General features: G+C 71.8%; 16 protein-coding genes and 1 pseudogene. 14 read left to right on the plus strand and 3 right to left on the minus strand.

Features of this window, described 5'->3' with window-relative positions:
• The 3 genes and pseudogenes from PKE79_RS09195 to glgX all read left to right on the plus strand — a co-directional run.
• Positions 1-1,007 (plus strand): annotated as a pseudogene (locus tag PKE79_RS09195) (fucose isomerase); the annotation flags it as partial.
• Positions 1,008-1,041: 34 nt separating this feature from the next.
• Positions 1,042-1,938, plus strand: coding sequence for a ribokinase (locus PKE79_RS09200; RefSeq protein WP_271173399.1), 897 nt, complete (start codon positions 1,042-1,044; stop codon positions 1,936-1,938).
• 82 nt (positions 1,939-2,020) lie between these two features.
• A complete protein-coding gene (glgX, locus tag PKE79_RS09205; protein ID WP_271173400.1) occupies positions 2,021-4,177 on the plus strand; it encodes a glycogen debranching protein GlgX in 2,157 nt (718 codons plus the stop codon).
• Positions 4,178-4,198: 21 nt separating this feature from the next.
• Here glgX and glgP read toward each other — a convergent pair whose 3' ends face one another.
• On the minus strand, positions 4,199-6,769 hold the full coding sequence (gene glgP / locus PKE79_RS09210) for an alpha-glucan family phosphorylase (protein WP_271173401.1): 2,571 nt from the start codon (positions 6,767-6,769) through the stop codon (positions 4,199-4,201).
• A 226-nt stretch (positions 6,770-6,995) separates the two neighbouring features.
• On the opposite strand from glgP, the gene PKE79_RS09215 reads away from it, so the two are divergent.
• The 11 genes from PKE79_RS09215 to glgB all read left to right on the plus strand — a co-directional run bounded on the left by PKE79_RS09215 (position 6,996) and on the right by glgB (position 20,822).
• The gene (locus PKE79_RS09215) at positions 6,996-8,729 is read left to right on the plus strand and encodes a dihydroxyacetone kinase family protein (protein ID WP_271173402.1); all 1,734 of its coding nucleotides are present in this window, start codon (positions 6,996-6,998) and stop codon (positions 8,727-8,729) included.
• A gap of 25 nt (positions 8,730-8,754) precedes the next feature.
• Positions 8,755-9,210 carry a ribose-5-phosphate isomerase gene (locus tag PKE79_RS09220; protein WP_374727757.1) on the plus strand — a complete coding sequence of 152 codons (456 nt, stop codon included), beginning with the start codon at positions 8,755-8,757 and terminating at the stop codon, positions 9,208-9,210.
• Between the two features lie 3 nt (positions 9,211-9,213).
• Positions 9,214-10,008 (plus strand): triose-phosphate isomerase family protein, encoded by a 795-nt coding sequence (locus PKE79_RS09225; protein ID WP_271173404.1) that lies wholly within the window; start codon positions 9,214-9,216, stop codon positions 10,006-10,008.
• 19 nt (positions 10,009-10,027) lie between these two features.
• Positions 10,028-10,738 carry a GntR family transcriptional regulator gene (locus PKE79_RS09230; RefSeq protein WP_271173405.1) on the plus strand — a complete coding sequence of 237 codons (711 nt, stop codon included), beginning with the start codon at positions 10,028-10,030 and terminating at the stop codon, positions 10,736-10,738.
• Between the two features lie 154 nt (positions 10,739-10,892).
• Positions 10,893-11,849: a sugar phosphate isomerase/epimerase family protein gene (locus PKE79_RS09235; RefSeq protein ID WP_271173406.1), complete on the plus strand. Its 957-nt coding sequence runs from the start codon at positions 10,893-10,895 to the stop codon at positions 11,847-11,849.
• Positions 11,846-12,823 (plus strand): 3-hydroxyacyl-CoA dehydrogenase family protein, encoded by a 978-nt coding sequence (locus PKE79_RS09240; protein WP_271173407.1) that lies wholly within the window; start codon positions 11,846-11,848, stop codon positions 12,821-12,823. Before PKE79_RS09235 ends, PKE79_RS09240 begins: the two co-directional genes overlap by 4 nt.
• Positions 12,820-13,587: an SDR family NAD(P)-dependent oxidoreductase gene (locus tag PKE79_RS09245; protein WP_271173408.1), complete on the plus strand. Its 768-nt coding sequence runs from the start codon at positions 12,820-12,822 to the stop codon at positions 13,585-13,587. Before PKE79_RS09240 ends, PKE79_RS09245 begins: the two co-directional genes overlap by 4 nt.
• A 175-nt stretch (positions 13,588-13,762) precedes the next feature.
• Positions 13,763-15,121 (plus strand): MFS transporter, encoded by a 1,359-nt coding sequence (locus PKE79_RS09250; protein ID WP_271173409.1) that lies wholly within the window; start codon positions 13,763-13,765, stop codon positions 15,119-15,121.
• Between the two features lie 10 nt (positions 15,122-15,131).
• Positions 15,132-16,478 (plus strand): four-carbon acid sugar kinase family protein, encoded by a 1,347-nt coding sequence (locus tag PKE79_RS09255; protein WP_271173410.1) that lies wholly within the window; start codon positions 15,132-15,134, stop codon positions 16,476-16,478.
• A gap of 112 nt (positions 16,479-16,590) precedes the next feature.
• The gene (locus tag PKE79_RS09260; RefSeq protein ID WP_271173411.1) at positions 16,591-18,603 is read left to right on the plus strand and encodes an alpha-1,4-glucan--maltose-1-phosphate maltosyltransferase; all 2,013 of its coding nucleotides are present in this window, start codon (positions 16,591-16,593) and stop codon (positions 18,601-18,603) included.
• Complete coding sequence (gene glgB, locus PKE79_RS09265; RefSeq protein WP_374727759.1) at positions 18,600-20,822, plus strand: 1,4-alpha-glucan branching protein GlgB; 2,223 nt, start codon at positions 18,600-18,602, stop codon at positions 20,820-20,822. Before PKE79_RS09260 ends, glgB begins: the two co-directional genes overlap by 4 nt.
• 251 nt (positions 20,823-21,073) lie before the next feature.
• Here the strand turns inward: glgB and PKE79_RS09270 are convergent, their stop codons facing one another.
• Together PKE79_RS09270 and PKE79_RS09275 are read right to left on the minus strand one after the other, a co-directional pair.
• The gene (locus PKE79_RS09270; protein ID WP_271173412.1) at positions 21,074-22,759 is read right to left on the minus strand and encodes a glycoside hydrolase family 13 protein; all 1,686 of its coding nucleotides are present in this window, start codon (positions 22,757-22,759) and stop codon (positions 21,074-21,076) included.
• A 58-nt stretch (positions 22,760-22,817) separates the two neighbouring features.
• The gene (locus tag PKE79_RS09275; RefSeq protein WP_271173413.1) at positions 22,818-24,491 is read right to left on the minus strand and encodes a glycoside hydrolase family 13 protein; all 1,674 of its coding nucleotides are present in this window, start codon (positions 24,489-24,491) and stop codon (positions 22,818-22,820) included.
• Positions 24,492-24,505: the final 14 nt, after the last annotated feature.

Consider the following 24,505-nt stretch of genomic DNA (forward strand, 5'->3'; position numbering starts at 1 on the left):
TGTTCGACGAGGGCTGCATGGGCATGTACAACGCCATCTTCGACGACGAGCTGCTGAACCCGACCGGCATCTACAAGGAGCGTCTGTCGCAGTCCGCGCTGTACGCCGAGATGCTCGCCGTTCCCGACGACGAGGCGGACGCGGTCGGGGCCTGGCTCCGCGACCGCGGCATGTCCTTCCGGCTCGGGACGGATGAGCGGACCGAGCTCACCGAGGCGCAGCTGCGCTGGCAGTTCAAGATGTACATCGCGGCCCTGCGCATCGCCGACGACTTCGGGCTCGACGCCGTCGGCATCCAGTACCAGCAGGGCCTGAAGGACCTGGTCCCGGCCTCCGACCTCGCCGAGGGGCTTCTGAACTCGACCGAGCGTCCGCCCGTGCTCTCCCGCGACGGCGACCGCGAGCTGTTCGCCGGTCGTGCTCTCCCGCACTTCAACGAGGCCGACGAGGGCGTCGCCGTCGATGCGCTCGTGACCGACCGGGTGTGGACGGCGATGGGACTCGTGCCCGACAACACCCTGCACGACGTCCGCTGGGGCGAGGACTACGAGGGCGACTTCGTGTGGGTCTACGAGATCTCCGGCTCGGTCCCCGGATCGCACCTGGGCGGATGGCACAAGGCGGAGGGCTGGCGGCAGGACCCCGTGTTCTTCCCGGCCGGCGGGTCGACGATCAACGGCGTGTCCCGGCCGGGGGAGCTCGTCATCTCGCGAGTATTCATCGCGGACGGCGTGCTCCAGGCCGACATCTTCCGCGGAACCGCGATCGAGCTGCCCGAGGAGGAGACCGCGCGCCGGAAGCAGGCGACCAACCCCGAGTGGCCCATCGCGCATGTCGTGCTCCACGGCATCACGCGTGACCAGTTCATGGCCCGGCACAAGGCGAACCACGCTCAGGTGGTCTACGCGCCCGACGCCGCCACGGCCGACCGGGCGCTCGTCGCGAAGGCGGCCATGCTCGACCGCATGGGCATCCGCGTGAATCTCGTGGGGGACGTGCGCCTGTGACCGGCGAGACCGGGCGCGCACTAGCGTGGACGTCGTGAACCGCACGGGCCCCATCGTCGTCCTCGGCAGCGCCAACATGGACCTCGTCACGCGGCAACCGCGTCTCCCCGAGCCGGGCGAGACGATGACCGGCTCCGACTTCTCGACGGGCGCCGGCGGCAAGGGCCTCAACCAGGCCGTCGCCGCCCGCCGCGCCGGAGCCGAGGTCGCGTTCGCGGGCGCGGTCGGCGACGACGGGTTCGGGCGCGAGCTGCGCGCCTTCCTGGAGGGCGAGCGCATCGCGACCGACGCGCTGCGGACATCCGCCGCGCCGACGGGCATCGCCCAGGTCAGCGTGCTCGACGGCGGCGAGAACAGCATCGTCATCGTGGCGGGCGCGAACGGCGAGGAGGAGCTGACGGATGGCGACCGCGCGCTGATCGCGTCGGCTGCGGCCCTCGTCGTGCAGCTCGAGCGCCCGCTCGCCCTCGTCGAGCGCGCCCTCGCCGCAGGCCGGCAGGCCGAGGCGCTCACGGTGCTCACCCCCGCCCCGGTCGACGCCGAGGCGGCGCGACTGCTGCCGCTCGTGGACATCCTCGTGCCGAACGAGTCGGAGGCGCTCGCGCTGTCGGGCGCGTCCGACGTCGAGACCGCCGCGCGGCGCCTCAGCGCGGAGGCGGGCACGGTCATCGTCACGCGAGGGTCGAAGGGCGCGCTCATCGCACGCGGCGGCGACATCGTCGCCGCGGTCGCGGCGCGCGAGGTGGAGGCCGTCGACACGACGGGCGCCGGTGACACGTTCGTCGGCGTGCTCGTCGCGTGGCTCACCCGCGGCGAGCCGCTCGAGGCGGCGGTCGAGGCGGCGACGGCGGCTGCCGCGATCGCGGTGACCCGGCCCGGGGCCGCGCCCGCGATGCCGACGCGCGAGGAGATCGATGCCGCGCTCGAGTGACCGGCGCGCATTGTGTCCGTACTGTGGCCATCCGGTTACCGGAACGGCGGGTTCTGTCATCTGAGCCTGGGACAATCGCCCTGTGAGCCCGGAGATCTGGACCCGCATGGGTGAGACAGCCGCCATCTGGCCAGGACGCAACTGGCCGCTCGGAGCGACCTGGAGCGAGGAGTCGACGAACTTCGCGGTCTACGCGCCCAACGCGACGCGCGTGTGGCTGTGCCTCTTCGACGAGAACAACTCCGAGACGCGGCACGAGCTCACCGAGCACTCCCAGAGCATCTGGCACGGCGCCCTTCCCGGCATCCGCCCCGGGCAGCGCTACGGCTACCGAGTCGACGGCCCGTGGGATCCGGCGCAGGGCCTCCGGCACAACCCGCAGAAGCTCCTCCTCGACCCGTATGGCCTCGCCACGAGCGGCACGATCATCGCCGAGCAGCCGATCTTCGGCGTCCGCGAGGACGACCCCGCCGTGCGCGACGACACCGACTCGGCCGCGTACACGGCGCGGAGCGTCGTCGTGGACCCCTCGTTCGACTGGGGCGACGATGAGCCGATGAAGACGCGCTGGCGCGACACGGTCATCTACGAGCTGCACGTGAAGGGGTTCACGAAGCTGCACGACCGCATCCCCGAGCACCTGCGCGGCACCTATGCGGGCCTCGCCGAGCCGGCGGTCGTCGAGTACCTCCGCGACCTCGGCGTCACGGCCGTCGAGCTGCTGCCCGTGCAGCAGTTCTTCTCGGAGCCGGGCCTCCTCGAGCGCGGGCTCGTCAACTACTGGGGCTACAACACCCTGTCCTACTTCGCGCCCGACGCGGCGTACTCGTCGTCGGGCGATCGCGGCGAGCAGGTCGACGAGTTCAAGCGGATGGTGAAGGCGCTGCACGGAGCGGGGATCGAGGTCATCCTCGACGTCGTCTACAACCACACGGCGGAGGCCGGCCCCCACGGGCCGACCCTCTCGTTCCGCGGGCTCGACGACCGTGGCTTCTACAAGCGGCTGATCCCGGAGAACGGCGGGTTCGACGACACCTACTGGGATGTCACGGGCTGCGGCAACACCGTCAACACGGGCGACCCCTACGCGCTGCGCCTCATCCTCGACTCGCTGCGCTACTGGGTCACCGAGATGCACGTCGACGGGTTCCGGTTCGACCTCACCTCGGCGCTCACGCGCACGGGATACGACATCGACTTCGCGTGCGCGTTCCTCATCGCGGTCGACCAGGACCCGGTGCTGCGTCACGTCAAGCTCATCGCCGAGCCGTGGGACGCGTCGATGGACGGCTACCTCGTCGGCCGCCTGCCGCAGCCGTGGGTCGAGTGGAACGACAAGTACCGCGACACCATCCGCGACTTCTGGCGCGGGCACGCGCAGATCAAGGACGTCGCGACGCGGCTCGCGGGCTCGAGCGACCTCTACGCCGACGACGGGCGCTCCGCGTACAACTCGGTGAACTTCATCACGGCGCACGACGGCTTCACCGTGCGCGACCTCGTCAGCTACGACCACAAGCACAACGAGGCGAACGGCGAGGACAACCGCGACGGCACCGACAACAACCGGTCCTGGAACCACGGCGTCGAGGGCGAGACCGACGACGCCGAGATCGTCGCGCTGCGCCGCCGCCAGGCCGCGAACCTCATGATGACGCTCTGCCTGTCGAACGGCGTGCCGATGATCACCGCCGGCGACGAGCGCGGCCGCACGCAGCGCGGCAACAACAACGCCTACTGCCAGGACAACGAGATCTCGTGGATGGACTGGCGCCCCGACGACGCGTGGCTCGACGTGTACGAGCTCACCAAGGCGGCGCTCAGGCTCCGGCGCGAGCACCTGGCGCTGCGCCAGCGGCACTGGTTCGAGGGGTCGCCGACGATCAAGGGCGGCCCGGCCGACCTCGTCTGGCTGCATCCCGAGGGGCGCCGCATGCGCACGGCCGACTGGGCGGATGGCGGGCTCAGGACCATCGGGATGTTCCTGTCCGGCGGTCCGCTGCGCGAGCCGGGCCCGCACGGCGAGCAGCTCGTCGACCACTCGTTCCTGTTCTGGTTCAACGCGGGCGAGACCGAGGTGACGATCACGTTCCCCGAGAACGAGTGGATCAGCATGGGCGACGTCGTGCTCTCGACCGATGAGGCAGTGCCCCCGGGCACGCGCGTCACGGTGGAGGCGCCGCTCGTCATGGCGCCGCGCACCGTGGTCGTGATGCAGTCGCTGCAGGCTCCGCTCTGACGCGGGCCGGGCCGCTCGACCCTACGCGGTGGCGACCAGGCCCAGCTCGGCGACCGAGGCGAGGTGCTCCTCCTGGGGCACGACGCGCACGGTGTACCCGAACGCCCCCGAGCGGTCGAGGGTGATCCCGCCCGCGAAGCAGACCCGTCCGCCCTCGTAGCTCTCCACCGCCGAGAGCGCCGTGTACGTCGGGTCCGCGATCTCGTCCTCGCCGACCGCGCGCCCCGAGACGAGCTGCACCGCGACATCCGCCGGCCGCAGGTCGCCCAGCGCGACGAACGCGCGCACCGACAGCTCGGCGCCGACCTCGGCGGCGTCGCCAGGGCCACTCGACTCGACGTGCTCCACGCGCACCGCGTGCCATCCGGCCGCGACGCGCGCCTTCCAGGCCGCGAGGTCGATCGCCGCGGCGAAGCCGTCGTCGAGCGCCCGTCCCGACGTCGCGGCCGGCGCGTAGAGCTCGGTGACGTAGTCGCGCACCATGCGGGTCGCGAGCACCTTCGGGGCGAGCGACACGAGCGTGTGGCGCACCATCTCGAGCCAGCGGATGGGCAGCCCGTCGGCGTCGCGGTCGTAGAAGCGCGGCGCGATCTCGCGCTCGACGAGGTCGTAGAGCGCGGCGGCCTCGAGGTCGTCGCGCTTGTCGGGGTCGTCGAGGCCGTCGGCCGAGGGGATGGCCCAGCCGTTGTCCCCGTCGAACCACTCGTCCCACCATCCGTCGAGGATCGAGAGATTGAGCCCGCCGTTCAGTGCGGCCTTCATGCCGCTCGTGCCGCAGGCCTCGTAGGGGCGCAGCGGGTTGTTGAGCCAGACGTCGCAGCCCGGGTAGAGCGGCAGGGCCATCGCGATGTCGTAGTTGGGCAGGAACACGATGCGGTGGCGGACCTCGGGGTCGTCGGCGAAGCGCACGAGATCCTGGATGAGCTTCTTGCCGCCGTCGTCTGCGGGGTGCGCCTTGCCAGCGACGACGAGCTGGATGGGCCGCTCGGGGTCGAGAAGGAGGCGCTTGAGCCGCGCGGGGTCGCGGAGCATGAGGGTGAGGCGCTTGTACGACGGCACGCGCCGCGCGAAGCCGATCGTGAGCACATCCGGATCGAGCGCGTCGTCGATCCAGCCGAGCTCGGCCTCCGCTGCGCCGCGCTTGCGCCACGAGGCGCGCAGCCGATCGCGCGCATCGAGGACGAGCCGCTCGCGCATCGCGCGCTTGAGCTCCCACATGCGGCGCGACGGCGCGGTGTCGATCGCCTGCGCGAACTCCGCGGGGTCGCCGTCGGGGTCGGCGCCGAGCTCGGCCACGAGCTGCTGGAACTCGCGAGCCACCCACGTCGGGGCGTGCACGCCGTTCGTGATGGAGGTGATCGGCACCTCCGCCTCGTCGAACGCGGGCCACAGGCCGTGGAACATCTCGCGGCTCACGTGCCCGTGCAGCTGCGAGACCCCGTTCGCGCGCTGCGCGAGGCGGAAGCCCATCACGGCCATGTTGAACACGCCGGGGTCGCCGCCCGGGTAGCTCTCGGCGCCGAGCGCGAGGACCCGGTCGAGCGGCACGCCCGGCGTCGCGCCGTCGGATGCGAAGTACTGCTCGATGAGCGTGCGGGGGAAGCGGTCGATGCCCGCAGGCACGGGCGTGTGCGTCGTGAACACGGTCGAGGCACGGCACACCTCGAGCGCCGCGTCGATGTCGAGGCGCGGGCCCGCTGCGTCGACCGTGAGCTCGCGGATGCGCTCGAGCCCCTGGAACCCCGCGTGCCCCTCGTTGGTGTGGTACACCTCGGGCACGGGCGCGCCGGTCAGGCGGCTGTAGGCCCGCAGCGCGCGCACGCCGCCGACGCCGAGGAGCAGCTCCTGTCGGAGCCGGTGCTCGCTGTTGCCGCCGTACAGGCGGTCGGTGACGGCGACGTGGTGATCCGGGGCCCCCTCGACCGCCGTGTCGAGCATGAGCAGCGGCACGCGCCCGACCCTCGCGACCCAGATGCGCGCGACGAGATCGCGGTCGCCGGGCTGGGCGATCGAGATCGTCGCGGGCGTGCCGTCCGGCTCGCGCAGGGCCGTGATCGGCAGCTCGTCGGGGTCGAGCAGCGGGTAGCTCTCCTGCTGCCAGCCCTCGCGCGACAGGGCCTGCGAGAAGTAGCCGTGTCGGTAGAGCAGGCCCACGCCGACGATCGGGACGCCCAGGTCGCTCGCCGCCTTGAGGTGATCGCCCGCGAGGATGCCGAGGCCCCCGGAGTACTGCGGCAGCACCGCCGTGATCCCGAACTCGGGGGAGAAGTACGCGATCGCGCGCGGGCCATCCGCGACCTGGCGCTGGTACCAGCGGTCCTCGGCGAGGTAGCGCTCGAGGCTCGCCTCCGCCTGCCCGAGGCGCGCGAGGAAGCCGTCGTCGCCGGCGAGCTCCTCGAGCCGCTCGCGCGAGACCGATCCGAGCACGTGCACGGGATCGTGCGTCGCGGCCCACGCGTCCGGCGCGACCTCGGCGAAGACGTCCTGCGTGGCGGGATGCCAGGACCATCTGAGGTTCCCGGCGAGGCTGCCGAGCGCCGCGATCGGGGCGGGGAGGACGGGGCGGACGGTGAAGCGACGGATGGCGCGCATGCGCACACGGTAGTGCATGGACGTAGCCATGTCAGCACAAGGGGGTTGACACGAGGTGTCGGAGCGTGCGGGACCGGGAGCCCCTCCGCAGACATTGTGCGGGGCGAAGGGCGCCCCTGCGGGCGAGCCCATGTGCGGTGGTCGAGAGCAACGCTGGATGATGTGGAAAATATCCTATAGGATCGTGCTCGACCACGGATGACGACGTCCACGAGGAGGCGGCGCGATGACGCGACTGTTCAACGACCCTGCGGCGTTCGCCGACGAGATGACCGAGGGCTTCGCCGATGCGGCCGCGCGCTGGGTGCAGCGCGTGCCGGGCGGCGTGGTCCGCGCGACGGCGGCCGATGAGCCGACCGTCGCGCTCGTCGTCGGCGGCGGCAGCGGCCACTATCCGGCCTTCGGCGGCCTGGTCGGGCCCGGCCTGGCGCACGGAGCGGCCATGGGCAACCTGTTCGCCTCGCCCTCGGCGCAGCAGGTGTACTCGGTGGCAAAGGCCGCCGATCAGGGCCGCGGCGTCCTGCTGTCGTACGGCAACTACGCCGGCGACGTGCTGCACTTCACGCAGGCGCAGGACCGCCTGAACGCCGAGGGGCACGACGTGCGCACAGTGCTCGTGACGGACGACGTCTGGAGCGCCCCGGCCGATCAGCAGGAGAAGCGCCGCGGCATCGCCGGCGACCTCGTCGTGTTCAAGATCGCGGGTGCCGCGGCCGAGGCCGGCATGGACCTCGACGACGTCGAGCGCCTCGCCCGGCACGCCAACGCCCGCACGCGCTCGTTCGGCGTCGCGTTCGGCGGGTGCACGATGCCGGGGGCGGACGCCCCGCTCTTCGAGGTGCCGAAGGGGCGGATGGCCGTGGGCCTCGGCATCCACGGCGAGCCAGGGATCGACGAGGTGGACATCCCGACGGCCGAGGGCCTGGCCGAGATGTTCGTCGCGAAGCTGCTCGAGGAGCTGCCCGACGGCGTGACCGTCGCCGGGTCGCGCGTGGTGCCGCTGCTGAACGGCCTCGGAAGCGTGAAGAGCGAGGAGCTCTTCGTCGTCTACCGCACCGTGCACCGCCTGCTCGACGAGGCGGGCGCGACCGTGGTCGAACCCGAGGTCGGCGAGCTCTGCACGAGCTTCGACATGGCGGGCTGCTCGCTGACCCTGCTGTGGCTGGACGACGAGCTCGAGCGCCTGTGGGCGGCGCCCGCCGACAGCCACGGGTACCGAAAGGGAGCGGTCGCTCCGCAGCGTCGCGTCGAGGTCCACGTCGACGAGGAGGATGCGCAGCTGCCGATCGGCCCCGCGTCCGAGGCCTCGCGGGCTCTGGGCGACGTGATCGCGAGTGCCCTCGCCGATGTCGCGCAGGCCCTGGACGACGCCGCCGACGAGCTCGGCCGCATCGATCGGGTGGCCGGCGACGGCGACCACGGCATCGGCATGCAGCGCGGGTCGCATGCTGCTCGCGACGCCGGTCGCCGCGCGAGCGAGGCCGGCGCCGGCGCCCAGACGGTGCTCGCGCATGCCGCCGAGGCTTGGAGCGACAAGGCGGGCGGGACCTCGGGGGCGATCTGGGCCGAGATCCTGAAGACCGTCGGCACGGCCCTGACCGACGACGAGGCCGTCACCGCGCAGCGGGTCGCCGACGGCGTGCGCGCCGCGAGTGATGCCGTGCGGGCGTTCGGCAAGGCCGAGGTGGGTGACAAGACGATGGTCGACGCCATCGTGCCCTTCGCCGAGACGCTGAGCGCCGAGGTCGCCGCCGGCCGCCGCCTCGGCGACGCATGGGCCGCCGCGACCGACGCCGCCGAGGCGGCTGCCCGGTCGACCGCCGACCTCGTCGCGACGCTGGGCCGCGCTCGCTCGCACGGCGAGAAGTCGATCGGCACGCCCGACCCGGGCGCGGTGTCGTTCGCCCTCGTCTGCCGCACCGTCCACCGCGCCTTCGTCGACGCACCCGCGACGACGTGATCCCCACGAGACCGAAGGAGTGACCATGGCCCTGCGCCTCATCGTCGGCTGCGACGACGCCGGCTACCAGTACAAGGAGATCCTCAAGGGCGACCTCGAGGCGAGCGACCTCGTCGAGAGCGTCGCCGACGTCGGCGTCGACGCCGACGGGCACACGTCCTACCCCCGGATCGCGATCGAGGCGGCCGAGCGCATCGCGCGCGGCGAAGCCGACCGGGCCATCCTGATCTGCGGCACGGGGCTCGGTGTCGCGATCGCCGCCAACAAGGTCAAGGGCATCCGCGCCGTGACCGCGCACGACTCGTTCTCGGTCGAGCGCTCGATCCTGTCGAACAACGCGCAGGTGCTCTGCATGGGCCAGCGCGTGGTGGGCATCGAGCTGGCGCGCCGTCTCGCCGCGGAGTGGCTGACGTACACGTTCGACCCGTCCAGCGCGTCGAACGACAAGGTCAACGACATCTGCGCGTACGAGGGCGACTGAACCGTGGCGCGCTTCGTCGTCGGCGCGAGCCTGAAGGCCTACTTCGGTCGCGAGCGCACGATGACCTGGGCCCGCGCCGTGGATGAGCTGAGCCGAGCGCATCCCGCGGTGCGCTCGGGGGCGGTCGAGCCGTTCGCGATCCCGGGCTTCCTGTCGATCGCGGAGGTCGGGGCGGTCGCCGCCGACGGGCCGCTGCGCGTCGGCGCGCAGGACGCGCACTGGGACGACGGCGCGTTCACGGGGGAGGTGTCGCCGCGGCAGCTCGCCGAGTTCGGGGTGAGCCTCGTCGAGGTCGGCCATGCCGAGCGGCGTCGCCACTTCGGCGAGACCGACGAGACCGTCGCGCGGAAGACGGACGCCATCCTCGCCGCGGGGTTGACGCCGCTCGTGTGCGTCGGGGAGGAGAGCGAGGGGTCACCGCCGGATGCGGCGCGTGCGGCCGTGCGGCAGCTCCAGGCGTCGCTCGCCCCCGCGCTCGCCGCAGGACGCGACGGGCGGGTGCTCGTGGCATACGAGCCGGTCTGGGCGATCGGAGCGCCGGAGCCGGCGCCCGACGAGCACATCCGCGTCGTGTGCGCGGAGCTGCGCGCGGCGCTGCGGGCGATGGGGATGGCCGCCGATTCGGCCGTCCTCTACGGCGGCAGCGCCGGGCCGGGGCTGCTCTCGCGCATCGGCGCGGCCGTCGACGGGCTCTTCCTCGGTCGCTTCGCACATGATCCCGAGGCGTTCGGCCGTATTCTCGACGAAGCGGGATCCCTCGCCCAGAGCGACGGGGTCCGGCGGCCGGGAACGGAGTGAGCGCCGAGGAGGAGCACGCGTGAGCAGTCTGCCGCTGGGACGCGTCGTCGAGATCGAGCGGCGCGGTCTGCGAGACCGTGTCTACGATCTGATCCTCGAGATGCTGCTGACCGGCGAGGTCGAGCCGGGTGCCCGCCTGTCGATCGACTCGATGGCCCGCCTTCTCGACGTGTCGCCGACGCCCGTGCGGGAGGCGATGGTCCAGCTGGAGCGCACCGGCCTCGTGACCCGTGAGGCGCTGCGCGGCTACCGCGTGGCTCCTCCGCTCGCGCCCGAGGAGCTCGAGCAGCTGTTCGACGCGCGCCTGGTCATCGAGACGGCCGCCGCCGGCGGCGCCGTCAGGGGAGGCGCTGCCGCGGTGACCGCGCTGCGCGCAGCGCACGCGGGGCACGTCGACGCGGCCGAGGCGGTCATCGCCGCCCACGACGACGCGGGCGTGCCGCTCGAGGTGACGAAGGCCTATTTCGCCGCGGACGGCGAGTTCCATCGGCAGCTGTTCCTCGCGAACGGGAATCACTACCTGCTGGAGATGCACGACGGGCTCGGCGCCCTGACGCATCGGATGCGCCAGGCCGTCATGGGCGGGCCCGACGACGTCCGCGAGGCGGTCGCCGAGCACGAGACGATCCTCGACGCGGTCGAGCGCGGCGACGCCGAGGCGGCCGTCGCCTGCATGCGCGCGCACCTCGAGAAGGTGCGGGCGCGCTCCCTGCGCGACACCGACCGCTGATCCCGCGCGCACGGTCGCGCAGCCGCCGCGTCTGACGGCGGGGTCTCCGCTGATCCCTCGGATCCTCGGATCCGCCCTTGACGCGTCCTAGCAAAGATCCTATAGGATCGATGATGCGCCGCCGATGGCGCGAGAACGCAACGGAGCACACCACATGGCGACTGCATACGAGTACACCCGCGAGGGATGGCCGATCGCGACCTGCCTGCACGGGTTCCCCACGGTGGGGCGCGACGGCACGGCCCTGCACGACGCGGCCCCCGAGGTGTGGGACGACATGTTCGAGCAGATCGAGGAGGTCGGCTTCGACCTCGCCGAGCTCGCCGACAGTCACGTGCGCCCCGCCGATCTCGAGGCGAGCCGCCGCGACGAGCTCCTCGCGATCGCCCGATCGCACGGCGTGCGCATCCCCAGCGTGCACCTGCAGCGCCGGAGCGTGATCTGGCCGGGGCGCGAGGACGAGAACCTCGCGTACGCCCACCGCACGATCGACGCCGCGGCCGAGTGGGGCATGGACGTCTTCTCGACCGGCCTCCACCAGCCCTTCAGCGAGGCCCAGCGGGATGCGCTGTGGTTCTGGACCGCGCAGGGCCCGAAGGACCCGGATGACCCGGAGGTCTGGAAGGCGGCCGTGTCGCGTCTGCGGGAGCTGGGCCGGCACGCGGCCGAGGTCGGCCTGCAGATGTCGCTCGAGATGTACGAGGACACCTACGTCGGCACAGCCGACAGCGCCGTCCGGCTCATCGAGGACATCGGCCTCGACAACGTCGGCATCAATCCCGACATCGCGAACCTCATCCGCCTGCATCGCCCCATCGAGGACTGGCGCGAGATGTTCGCCAAGACGCTTCCGTACACGAACTACTGGCACGTCAAGAACTACACGCGCGACGAGGCGGGCGACGGATCGTGGGCCACGTCGGTCCCGACGAGCATGGAGCTCGGCCTCATCAACTACCGCCAGGTCGTGCGCGAGGCCATCAACGAGATCGGCTTCCGCGGCATCTTCCTCATGGAGCAGTACGGCGGCGACTCGCTCGGCGTCTGCGCCACGAACGCGCGATACCTCCGCACCCTCATCCCCCGCAACATCAAGGAGCGTCAGCAGTGACCACCATCGCCATCGTCGGATCGGGCTACATGGGCGGCGGCATCGCCCAGGTGCTCGCGCTCGCCGGCTACGACGTCCGCATCGCCGACGTCTCGGCGGAGATCGCCGCCGCCAACCTCGAGCGCCTCCTCACCGAGGCCGGGCAGTTCGTCGCAGACGGACTGTTCCCGGCGGACGCCGTCGAGCGGATCCAGGCGCGCCTCACGGCCGCCGCATCCATCGAGGAGGCCGTGGCGGGCGCCGACCTCATCGAGGAGGCCGTGCCCGAGAAGATCGAGATCAAGCACGCCACCCTGTCCCGCATCTCCGCCGCGGCCCGGCCCGACGCCGTCATCGGATCCAACACGTCGACGATCCTGATCGCGTCGCTCGCGACCGCCGTGGAGCATCCCGAGCGCTTCCTCGGGGTGCACTTCTCGAACCCCGCTCCGTTCATCCCGGGTGTCGAGATCATCCCCCACGAGGGCACCGACGAGGCCATCCTGCCGTTCGTCGAGGAGGTCGTGCGGGCCACGGGCAAGCAGACCGCGCGCGTGAAGGACTCGACGGGCTTCGTGCTCAACCGCCTCCAGTACGCGCTGTTCGCCGAGGCGTCGCAGCTCGTCGAGGAGGGCGTCGCGTCGGCCTCCGACGTCGACACGATCGTGCGCACGACGTTCGGCTTCCGCCTTCCGTTCTTCGGCCCGTTCGCGATCGCCGACATGGCCGGGCTCGACGTCTACGCCTTCTGCTACGAGTCGCTGCAGACCCGGTGGCCCGAGCGCTTCGCCACCCCGGCCGCCCTGCAGGAGCTCGTCGACGCCGGCAAGCTCGGCACGAAGTCGGGCGGGGGATTCCTCGACGTCCCCGCCGAGCGCACGCCCGAGCTGGTGGCCTACCGCAACAGGGCGTACGTCGCGATGCAGAAGCTGCTCGACGAGCTGGGCCCCGCCCCGATCGAACCCGCGGCGCCGGCCTCGGAGGTCGTCCGATGAGCGCGTTCCCGGCCGAGCGCACCGTGATCCTGACCGGCGCGGCGTCGCCGCGCGGCATCGGCCGCGCCACGGCGCACTACCTCGCCGAGCGGGGCTGGAGCATCGGCATCATCGACCTCGACGAGGCGGCCGCGCAGGGCGTCGCCGACGAGATCGCCGAGCAGCACGGCGTCACGGCCGCGGGAGCCGGGGCCGACGTCGCCGACGAGGCGCAAGTGCGCGCCGCCTTCGATGCGCTCGAGCCGCGGCTGCCGACGCTCGTCGCGCTCGTGAACCTCGCGGGCGTCTCGTCGCCGGATCCGTACCTCGAGGTCACGCCCGAGGAGTGGAACCGCGTCATCGCGATCAACCTCAACGGCGTGCACTACGCCACACGGCGGGCCGCGGAGACGATGACCGCGAACGGGCTCGGCCGCATCGTGAGCATGTCGTCGATCTCGGCACAACGCGGCGGCGGCACGTTCTCGAAGACCGCGTACTCCGCGGCCAAGGCCGGGGTCATCGGCTTCACCCGATCGGTCGCGCGCGAGCTCGGCCGTCTCGGCGTGACCGTGAACGCGATCGCCCCTGGCCCCATCGACACCGACATCATGGGCGGCACCCTCACCGAGGAGCGGAAGACGGCCATGGCCGCCGACGGCGTGCTGCCCCGCATCGGCTCCCCTCGCGACATCGCCGCGGGCGTCGCCTACCTGATCAGCGAAGACGCCGGCTATGTGACGGGCCAGACCCTGAACATCGACGGCGGCACCTACATGCACTGAGGAGTCCTCCATGACCACCGGCAGCTGGAGCAAGTCCCGCCTGGCGTTCCTCGCCCTCGGCATCGTCCTCGTCGGCATCGGGATCTGGCAGATCCTCGCGGTCTGACCCGCACCGACAACCTCGACCCGACACCCCTCAACCCGTCCGTAGCCATGCTCGAAGGAGAGTCCATCTATGGCTGACACCGCCACCCTGAGGACGGAGCCGCTCGCCAGCGCCGTCCGCAAGGCGACCCGGCACCTCATGCCGATGCTCGTCATCCTGTACTTCGTCGCGTTCCTCGACCGCACCAACGTCGGCTTCGCCGAGGCCGCGCTGCAGACCGACCGCGGCATCTCCGCGGGAGCGTTCGCGCTCGGCGCCGGCATCTTCTTCATCGGCTACGCGATCTTCGAGATCCCGTCGAACCTCGCGCTCAAGAGGTTCGGCGCCCGCTGGTGGCTCGCGCGGATCGCGATCACGTGGGGCCTCGTCGCGGCGGCGTTCGCGTTCACGACGAACGACACGATGTTCATCATCCTGCGGTTCCTGCTCGGCGTCACCGAGGCCGGGCTCTTCCCCGGCGTCATCATGTTCCTGGCCGAGTGGTTCCCGAACAAGGTGCGCGTGCGCATGTTCGCGATCTTCTACCTCGCTCAGCCGTTCTCGCAGATGCTCGGCGCTCCGCTCTCCGGCGGCCTGATCAGCTTCGGTGACCAGTACACGCCGTGGGCGGGCTGGCAGGTGATGTTCTTCAGCGAGGGCATGCTCGCGGTCATCGCCGGTGTGGCGGCGATCTTCCTGCTCATCGACACGCCGCAGAAGGCCAAGTGGCTGAACGACGACGAGAAGCGCGCCCTGATCGACGTGATGGCGCGTGAGGACGCCGTGCGCCAGGAGGACGGCCCGACCGGCATCTGGCGCGCGATGGCCAACTGGAAGGTCTGGTACTTCACGGTCATCTACTTCTGCCTGCAGATCGCGGTGTACGGCACCACCTTCTACCTGCCGCAGCAGGTGGCCGGGCTCCTGGGCCAGGACGTCGGATGGCAGGTCGGCCTCGTCACGGCGATCCCGTGGCTCGTGGGCCTGTTCGCCTGCTACTACTTCGGCAACAAGGCGGACACGGTGAGGCGCCGTCGCAACTGGGGCGCCACGTTCTACGTCCTCACGGGGGCGTTCATCGTCGGATCCGCGTGGGCGGGGGCGACGGACCAGCCGCTCCTCGGCATCCTCTTCATCACCGTCGCGGTCGCGAGCTTCCTCTCGGTGGGCCCGATCACGTGGTCCTTCCCGACGGCGTTCCTCACCGGCACCGCGGCCGCGGCCGGCATCGGCCTCATCAACTCCCTCGGCAACCTCGGCGGCTTCGTCGCCCCGCTCATGCGCACGGCCTTCAACGAGGCGATGCCGACCGAGAGCGGCGCCTGGGGCGTGGTCTCGCTCGGGGTGTTCGCGTTCCTCGCTGCCGCCATGATGCTCGGCACGCGCTTCTTCCGCGCGAAGGCCGACGACCTGCTCGACGACGCGCCCGCGCAGACCCCGGCCCACTGAGGAGGACCCCATGCCCCGCCCTGTCATCGTCCTCGACGACGACCCCACCGGCACGCAGACGATCCGCGGCGTCCCCGTCCTCACGCGGACGGACCCCGACGATCTGCGGTGGGCGTTCGATCAGGGCGGGGAGGGGTTCTTCATCCTCACCAACACCCGCAGCCTCGGACCCGCCGAGGCCGCGGAGCGCGTGGCCGGCGTGGCCGCCGCCGTTCGCGGAGTCGCGGCCGAGCTCGGCGTCGATCCCGTGTTCATGGCGCGCGGCGACTCGACCCTGCGCGGGCACTTCCCGCTCGAGACCGACGTGCTCGCGGCCTCCGAGCCGCGGCCCGTCGACGCCGTGCTGCTCGTCCCCGCCTACATCGACGCCGGGCGCATCACGGTCGACGGCGTGCACCTCGTCGTCGGCCCCGACGGCACGCGCACGCCCGTCGGCGAGACCGAGTTCGCGCGCGACGCGACGTTCGGCTTCCGCGAGTCGGCGCTGCCGCGCTGGGTCGAGGAGCAGACGGGCGGGCGCGTGCGCGCATCCGACGTCGCGCAGATCCGCCTGTCCGACATCCGCGAGGGCGGGCCGGATCGCGTGCGCGCCATCCTCGACGAGGCGCGGGACGGGCGGGTCGTGGCCGTCGACGCCGAGCACGACGCCGACCTGCGCGTCGTGGCGGAGGCGGTGCAGAGCGCGGAGGCGGACGGCCGGAGGCTCGTCTACCGGTCAGGGCCGTCCTTCGTGCGGGCGCGGCTCGGCCAGCGCGCGAGCAGCCCCGTGGCGGACCACGAGCTCGCGGCGCCGGAGGGCGGCGCACCAGGCGGGCTCGTGGTGGTCGGCTCGCACGTCGCGATGACGACCCGCCAGCTCGAGCGGCTGGTCGCGGACCGCGAGCTGCCGATCGTCGAGCTCGACGCGGCGCGCCCGTCGGACGCCGCGCACCGTCGCGCCCTCGCCGATGCGATCGTCGCGGCGCTCGAGCGCGGCACGGTCGTCTTCCGGACGAGCCGCGCCCTGCGGCGCGACGCCGACGCCGAGGGCAGCCTCGCGATCGCCCGCGAGGTGAGCGCCGCGGTCGTCGACGTCGTGCGCGAGGTGCTCGCGCGCCGGCAGCCCGCCTTCCTCGTCGCGAAGGGAGGCATCACGTCGTCCGATGTCGCGACCGAGGCGCTCGGGATGAGCCGCGCCGAGGTCGTGGGCACGGTGCTGCCCGGCATCGTCTCCGTGTGGCGCCCCGTCGACGGCCGTGCGCCGGGGCTGCCCTACGTGGTGTTCGCCGGCAACGTCGGCGGCGACGACGGCCTCGTGCGCGTCGTCGACCGCCTCGAGCAGGCGACCGCGCGGACCGGCCGCCGCTCCGCGGACTGAGCGGCGCACTCTACCGTGTCGACCGAACGCGATCGGGAACTCTCCGGACACCGTCGACACGCGCGGGAACGCGGGTAGTCGCCGGGTGCTCCGGATGGCTAGGTTGGGTGCCATGGTCGGACGCATTCCCGTGATCGACGTCCATCCGCTCATCGAGGGCGGCGAGCTGCCGGCGAAGGCGACTCGGGGCGAGCCCCTTCCCGTGCGCGCGACGGTCTTCCGCGAAGGCCATGACCGTCTCGGCGCCGAGGTGGTGCTGATCGATCCGGATGGCGCCCGGCGCCCGCCAGTCCGCATGCGCGAGATCGCGAAGGGCACCGACCGCTACGAGGCGTGGGTCACCCCCGACGTCGAGGGCGCGTGGACGTTCGAGGTGCACGGATGGTCCGACCCGCTCGCGACGTGGGAGCACGCGGCGAGCGTGAAGATCGCCGCCGGCGTCGACGTCGACCTCATGTTCCTCGAGGGGCGGCTGCTGCTCGAGCGCATCGACGCGGCGGCGCTGTCGGCCGCCGAGCGCGAGGTGCTGCAGGGCGCGCTCGAGGCCGCGACGGATGCGTCGCGGCCGGCGGAGGCGCGGATGGCCCAGCTCGCGAGCGAGGAGGTGCTCGCGCTGTTCCGCGCCCATCCGCTTCGCGACCTGCTGACGGTCGCGGGGCCCTACCCCCTTTACGCCGACCGCCCGCGCGCCCTCTTCGGCAGCTGGTACGAGTTCTTCCCCCGCTCCGAGGGCGCGAAGGTCGACAGGAAGACCGGGAAGGTCGTCAGCGGCACGTTCAAGACCGCGGCCAAGCGCCTTCCCGCGGTGGCCGCGATGGGCTTCGACGTGCTGTACCTGCCGCCCATCCATCCGATCGGCGAGATCAACCGCAAGGGGCCGAACAACACGCTCACGCCCGGGCCGGACGACGTCGGATCGCCGTGGGCGATCGGCTCGAAGGACGGCGGGCACGACGCCATCCACCCCGATCTCGGGACCTTCGCCGACTTCGACGCGTTCGTGAAGAAGGCGAACAAGCTCGGCCTCGAGGTCGCGCTCGACCTCGCGCTCCAGGCCGCCCCCGACCATCCGTGGGTGAAGGAGCATCCGGAGTTCTTCACGACGCGGGCCGACGGGTCGATCGCGTACGCGGAGAACCCGCCCAAGAAGTACCAGGACATCTACCCGATCAACTTCGACAACGACTTCGACGGCATCTACGCCGAGGTGCTGCGCGTCGTCCGGCTGTGGATGAGTCACGGCGTGCGGATCTTCCGCGTGGACAACCCGCACACGAAGACCGTGCAGTTCTGGGAGAAGCTCCTCGGCGAGATCCGCCGCACCGACCCCGACGTGCTCTTCCTCTCGGAGGCGTTCACGCGCCCCGCGATGATGCACACGCTCGGCGCGGTCGGCTTCCATCAGTCGTACACGTACTTCACGTGGCGCACCGCGAAGGGCGAGATCGAGGACTACCTGCGCGAGGTCGCGACCGAGAGCGACCACCTCATGCGGCCGAACTTCTTCGTGAACACCCCCGACATCCTCCACGGGTTCCTCCAGTACGGCGGCCCCGCGGCGTTCCGCCTGCGGGCGGCGCTCGCCGCGACGGGCTCGCCCTCGTGGGGCGTGTACGCGGGCTACGAGCTCTTCGAGCACGTCGCGGTCAAGCCCGGCAGCGAGGAGTACCTCGACAGCGAGAAGTACCAGATCCGCATCCGCGACTGGGAGGGCGCGGAGCGCGAGGGGCGCACGCTCGCGCCGTACCTCACGCGGCTCAACGAGATCCGTCGGGCGCACCCCGCCCTCCAGCAGCTGCGCAGCCTCGTCATCCACTGGACGGACGATGACCACGTGCTCTGCTTCTCGAAGTCCGATCGCCAGGGCGACACGGTCATCGTCGTCATCAACCTCGATCCGCACGGGACGCGCGAGACGATGGTCCACCTCGACCTCGCGGCGGCCGGCCTGCCCGAGGTGTTCGCCGTCCGCGACGAGATCACCGGCAGCGAGTGGACGTGGGGGCGCGACGCGTACGTGCGGCTCGATCCCGGCCACGAGGTGGCCCACATCCTCGCCGTGCGCGACCCGCACGCCGAGCCGGCGCCGAGCCCCGCCGCCGACATCCCGAGGGGAGCGTCATGACCGCGTCATCGCCATCCGTCCTGCCCATCGATCCGGCGATCCTCGCGCAGATCGCCCACGGCGAGCACGGCGATCCGCACGCCGTCCTCGGGCCGCACCCGCACGACGGCGGCGTCACGGTCCGGGTGCTGAAGCCGCTCGCGAAGTCGGTCACGGTGCGCTATCGCCTGCCCGCGCCGACGCGTAAGAACCCCGACGGATGGGCCGCGGTCGACCTCGCGCACGAGCACGAGGGCGTCTGGGCCGGGGTGCTGCCCGTGGCCGACGTCCCGGCGTATCGGCTCGAGGTCGCCTACGAGGGGTCGGAGCCGATGGAGCGCGACGACCCGTACCGGTTCCTGCCGACGCTCGGCGAGGTCGACCTCCACCTCATCGGCGAGGGGCGGCACGAGCAGTTGTGGACCGTGCTCGGCGCGCACGTGCACCGCTACGACGGCCTGGGCGTCGCGCCCGACGTCACCGGCACGGCGTTCGCGGTCTGGGCGCCGCGCGCCCGCGCCGTGCGCCTCAAGGCCGACTTCAACAGCTGGGATGGCCGCGAGCACCCGATGCGCCAGCTCGGCAGCTCGGGTATCTGGGAGCTGTTCGTGCCGGGCGTCGGCAGCGGCACGACCTACAAGTACGTCATCCTCGGCGCCGACGGCGTGTGGCGCGAGAAGGCCGACCCGATGGCCGCATGGGCCGAGGTGCCGCCGCAGACCGCGTCGCGCGTGTTCGACTCGGCGTACGAGTGGGGCGACGACGAGTGGATGGCGGCGCGCGCGTCGCGCGGCCAGGTCGACGCGCCGATGTCGATCTACGAGATGCACCTCGCCTCCTGGCGCCGCGACCGGTCGTACGCGCAGCTGGCCGACGAGCTCGTGCCGTACCTCTCCGACCTCGGTTTCACGCACGTCGAGCTCATGCCGGTCATGCAGCATCCGTTCGGCGGATCGTGGGGCTACCACGTGACGGGCTACTACGCGCCCGACAGCCGGTTCGGCGATCCCGACGGCCTGCGCCTGCTCATCGACCGCCTGCACCAGGCGGGCATCGGCGTCATCCTCGACTGGGTGCCCGGCCACTTCGCGACCGACCCCTGGGCGCTCGTCCAGTTCGACGGCGCACCGCTCTACGAGGACCCGAACCCCCAGCGCGGATGGCACAAGGAGTGGGGGTCGCACATCTTCGACTTCGGGCGCCGCGAGGTGCGGAACTTCCTCTACGGCAACGCGCTGTACTGGCTCGAGGAGTTCCACGCCGACGGGCTCCGGGTCGACGGCGTGGCATCGATGCTCTACCTCGACTACGCGCGCGAGCCGGGGGAGTGGACCCCGAACATCCACGGCGGCCACGAGAACCTCGAGGCCGTGCAGTTCCTGCAGGAGCTGAACGCGACCGCCTACAAGCGCGTGCCGGGCATCTCGATGATCGCCGAGGAGTCGACCGCGTGGCCCGGCGTCACGCAGCCGACGAGCGCGGGCGGCCTCGGATTCGGCTTCAAGTGGAACATGGGATGGATGCACGACACGCTGCAGTACCTGCAGCGCGACCCCATCCACCGTGCGTACCACCACGGCGAGATGACCTTCTCGCTGGTCTACGCGTGGAGCGAGAACTACGTCCTGCCGCTGTCGCACGACGAGGTCGTGCACGGCAAGGGCTCGCTGCTGCGCAAGATGCCCGGCGACCGCTGGCGTCAGCTCGCGACGCTGCGCGCGTACTACGCGTTCATGTGGGCCCACCCCGGCAAGCAGATGCTCTTCATGGGCTCGGAGTTCGGCCAGGAGGCGGAGTGGGCCGAGTCGCGCGAGCTCGACTGGTGGCTGCTCGACCACCCCGAGCACCGAGGCCTGCGTGACGCGCTCCGCGACATCAATGCGCGGTACCGCGAGTCGCCCGCGATCTGGCGATCCGACGCCGACCCCGGCTCGTTCGCGTGGGTCGAGGCCGACGATGCGGCGGGGAACGTGTTCGCGTTCGTGCGCCGCAGCGGGGACGACGAGATCCTCTCGGCGACGAACTTCGCGGCCATGCCGCACCACGGCTACCGCCTCGGCTTCCCGGGTGACGGGGAGTGGGAGGAGTGCCTCAACACCGACGCCGAGGCGTACGGCGGCTCTGGCGTGGGCAACCTCGGCGCGGTCACGGCGGTCGCCGGCGAGCACAAGGGATGGCCCGCGCACGCGGAGGTCGTGCTGCCGCCGCTGTCGACGGTGTGGTTCCGGCGCAAGCGCTGACGCGGGGTCGGCCGGGGTGTGCCCGGTGGGGTGGGCGTGTCTCGGTTGCCGTCGGTATGGACCGGGTATTTCGGCGTGGCGTGAGACATGGTGTGCCCGGTGGGGTGGGCGTGTCTCAACCGCCGTCGGTATGGGCGGGGTATTCCCGCGTGTCGTGAGACATGCACACCCGCGGCCACGCAAGCGTGTCTCACTCGTCGCGGGTATCCGGAGGCGGAACCCGCGACGAGTGAGACACGTGGGGGACGGCGTCAGCCGCGCTGGAGCCAGACGGTCGTCGCGCCGGGGAGCTCGTCGCCCTCGAGCGGCCAGCTCGAGAGGAGCACCTCGCCCTCAGGCAGCGGAACCGGGGTGTCGCCGAAGTTCGTGACGCTCGTCCAGCCGCCCGGGCGCGAGAACGCCAGCACGTCGCCCGTGGTGAGCTTCTCATCCCACGTCAGCGCCTCCGCCGCCTGGAGCTCGTGCCGCAGGCGGAGCGCCTCGCGGTAGAGGTTCAGCGTCGACGCGGGGTCGTCGTCCTGCGCCTCGACCGAGACCTCGGCGAACCAGGCCGGCTGGGGCAGGTGCGCGCCGTTCGGGCCGAAGCCGAACGACGAGCCGCTCGTCGTCCAGGGCAGCGGCACGCGGCATCCGTCGCGGCCCACCTCGACGCCCTTGTTGCGGAAGAACGACGGGTCCTGCCGCGCCTCGTCGGGGATGTCGCCGACCTCGTGCAGACCGAGCTCCTCGCCCTGATACAGGTACGCCGAGCCGGGAAGCGCGAACTCGAGCAGCGTCGCCGCGCGTGCACGGCGCACGCCGAGCTCGCGGTCGAGCTCCTCCTCGGGGGCGCCGCGGAGCAGCCAGTCCTTGCTGGGGATGGCCATGATCTCCGACGTCTCGACCTTCTCGGTCGGCGTCGGCAGGCCGTAGCGGGTCGCGTGCCGGACGACGTCGTGGTTCGAGAACACCCACGTCGTCGACGAGCCCGACGCCGCCGACAGGGCGAGGTTCTCGGCGATGATCGTCCGGAACTGCGCGGCGTCGAAGTCGGCCTGCAGCAGGTCGAAGTTGAACGCCTGGCCGAGTCCCTCGGCGCTCGCGTACCGCGGGCGGCGCGACGTCTCGACCCATGCCTCCGCGACGGCGATGCGCGGCGGGTCGTACTCGTCGAAGACCTTCCGCCAGTCGGCGTAGATGTCGTGCACCTCGTCGCGGTCCCACAGGGGGTGCTGACCGGGCTCGGTGATCGCCTTCATCTCCTCCTTGGAGGGCAGCTCATCGGGGAGGTGCTTGGCGAGGCCGTGCGCGACGTCGACGCGGAACCCGTCGACGCCCCGGTCGGCCCAGAAGCGCAGCGTCGTGCGGAAGTCGGCGCGGACCTCCTCGTTGTCCCAGTTGAGGTCGGGCTGCTCCTTCGCGAAGAGGTGCAGGTACCACTGCCCGTCCTCGACGCGCGTCCACGACGGGCCGCCGAAGATGCTCTCCCAGTCGGCGGGCGGCAGCTCGCCGTTCTCGCCGCGTCCGTCGCGGAAGATGTAGCGGTCGCGCGCGGGCGACCCCTTGGGCGAGCGCAGCGCCTCCTGGAACCACGCGTGGCGGTCGGAGGAGTGGTTCGGGACGAGGTCGACGATGAGGCGGATGCCCGCGGCATGGAGCTCGCGGACCATCTCGTCGAACTCCTCGAGGGTCCCGATCTTCGGGTCGACGTCGCGGTAGTCATCGACGTCGTAGCCGCCGTCGGCGAGGGCCGACGGATAGAACGGGCTGAGCCACACCGCATCGATCCCGAGGGCGCGCAGGTACGGGATGCGCGAGATGATGCCGCGCAGGTCGCCGATGCCGTCGCCGTTCGCGTCCGCGAAGGAGCGGGGGTAGATCTGGTACACGGCGGCCTGGCGCCACCAGTCGGCCTCGCCGAGGAGGGTGGGTTCGGATGTCGCGGTGAGCGTGGTCAAGGGATGTCTCTCCTCAATGCGGTGCGGATGGCGGGTCGTGCGGTGTGCGGATGGCGGGTCATGCGCGGGTCAGCCAGGCTGTCGCCGCGCCGGGGAGGAGGTCGCCGTCGAGCGGTGCGCTCGCGAGGACGACCTCCCCGTCGGGAAGGGCGACGGGAGCGTCGCCGAAGTTGGTCACGCTCACCCACCCGCCGGGGCGGGAGAAGGCGAGCACATCGTCTCGTCCGAGCTCATCGTGCCATGCGAGCGTCTCGTCCGACTGGAGCTCGCGGCGCAGTCTCAGGGCCGCGCGGTACAGGCTGAGGGTCGAGGCGGGATCGCCCTCCTGCGCCTCGACGGAGACGTCGCCGAACCAGGCCGGCTGCGGCAGATGCGCGCCGTCGGAGCCGAACCCGAACGATGAGCCCGAGCGTGCCCAGGGGAGCGGCACGCGGCATCCGTCGCGCCCGAGCCCGTCGTAGCTCCAGGCCGGCTGTCCGACGGACCGGTGGTACGCGGGATCCTGCCGCTGCTCGGCGGGGATGTCGCCGACCTCGTGCAGCCCGAGCTCCTCGCCCTGATAGAGGTACGCGCTGCCGGGGAGGGCGAGCAGGAAGAGCGTGGCGGCGCGCGCACGACGCAGCCCGAGCGCGAGGTCGACGCCGTCGGCTGGCGCGCCCGCGAGCATCCACTCGACGCCCTGCTTGACGCGGCGTCCGTTCAGCGGAGGCAGGCCGTAGCGCGTCGCGTGGCGCGTCACGTCGTGGTTCGAGAGGACCCACGTCGACGACGAGCCCGTGGCCGCGGACTGCGCGAGGTTGTCGGCCACGATGCGGCGGAAGGCGCCGGCGTCGAAGTCGGCCGTGAGCAGGTCGAAGTTGAACGCCTGGCCGAGGCCGGCGGGGGAGGCGTAGCGCGCGCGGCGCGCGGGCGAGTCGACCCACGCCTCGGCGACCGCCGTGCGCGGCGGGTCGTACTCGTCGAAGACCGCGCGCCACTGCGCATAGACCTCGTGCACCTCGTCGCGGTCGAGCAGCGGATGGCGCCCCGAATCGCGGTCGAGGGCGTCGAGCTCCGCCTGCGAGGGCAGCGGATCGGCGAGCTCCTTCACGAGCAGGTGCGCGACGTCGATGCGGAAGCCGTCGACGCCGCGATCCGACCAGAAGCGCAGCGTCGTGAGGAAGTCCTCGCGCACCTCCGCGTTGTCCCAGTTGAAGTCGGGCTGCTCCCTCGCGAACGTGTGGAGGTACCACTGGCCGTGGCCGACCGGCTCCCATGCGGATCCGCCGAACACCGACGGCCAGTCGGCGGGCGGGAGCTCGCCGTTCTCGCCGAGACCGTCGCGGAAGATGTAGCGGTCGCGCGCAGGCGAGCCCTTCGGCGCGGCCAGGGCCTCGCGGAACCACGCGTGCTGGTCGGACGAGTGGTTCGGCACGATGTCGACGACGACGCGGATGCCGGCCTCGTGCAGCGCAGCGACCATCTCGTCGAACTCGGCGAGCGTGCCGATGCGCGGGTCGACGTCGCGGTAGTCGGCCACGTCGTATCCGCCGTCCGCGAGCGCCGACGGATAGAACGGGCTCAGCCACACGGCGTCGACCCCGAGCGCGCGGAGATACGGCACGCGCGAGACGATGCCGCGGAGGTCGCCGATCCCGTCGCCGTTCGCGTCGGCGAACGACCGCGGGTAGATCTGGTAGACGGCGGCCTGGCGCCACCAGTCGGCGCCGGCGGGCGCGATCTGCTCTGACATGACGTGGGATCCCC

The sequence above is a fragment of the Microbacterium barkeri genome (assembly GCF_027921765.1).
GTDB classification, from domain to species: Bacteria; Actinomycetota; Actinomycetes; order Actinomycetales; family Microbacteriaceae; genus Microbacterium; species Microbacterium barkeri.

Coding starts and splice junctions, on each gene's coding strand:
- PKE79_RS09215 (WP_271173402.1), top strand. CDS start 6,996: ATGACGCGACTGTTCAACGACCCTGCGGCGTTCGCCGACGAGATGACC.
- PKE79_RS09260 (WP_271173411.1), top strand. CDS start 16,591: ATGGTCGGACGCATTCCCGTGATCGACGTCCATCCGCTCATCGAGGGC.
- PKE79_RS09275 (WP_271173413.1), bottom strand. CDS start 24,491: ATGTCAGAGCAGATCGCGCCCGCCGGCGCCGACTGGTGGCGCCAGGCC.
- PKE79_RS09250 (WP_271173409.1), top strand. CDS start 13,763: ATGGCTGACACCGCCACCCTGAGGACGGAGCCGCTCGCCAGCGCCGTC.
- PKE79_RS09220 (WP_374727757.1), top strand. CDS start 8,755: ATGGCCCTGCGCCTCATCGTCGGCTGCGACGACGCCGGCTACCAGTAC.
- PKE79_RS09255 (WP_271173410.1), top strand. CDS start 15,132: ATGCCCCGCCCTGTCATCGTCCTCGACGACGACCCCACCGGCACGCAG.
- glgB (WP_374727759.1), top strand. CDS start 18,600: ATGACCGCGTCATCGCCATCCGTCCTGCCCATCGATCCGGCGATCCTC.
- glgP (WP_271173401.1), bottom strand. CDS start 6,769: ATGCGCGCCATCCGTCGCTTCACCGTCCGCCCCGTCCTCCCCGCCCCG.
- PKE79_RS09245 (WP_271173408.1), top strand. CDS start 12,820: ATGAGCGCGTTCCCGGCCGAGCGCACCGTGATCCTGACCGGCGCGGCG.
- PKE79_RS09235 (WP_271173406.1), top strand. CDS start 10,893: ATGGCGACTGCATACGAGTACACCCGCGAGGGATGGCCGATCGCGACC.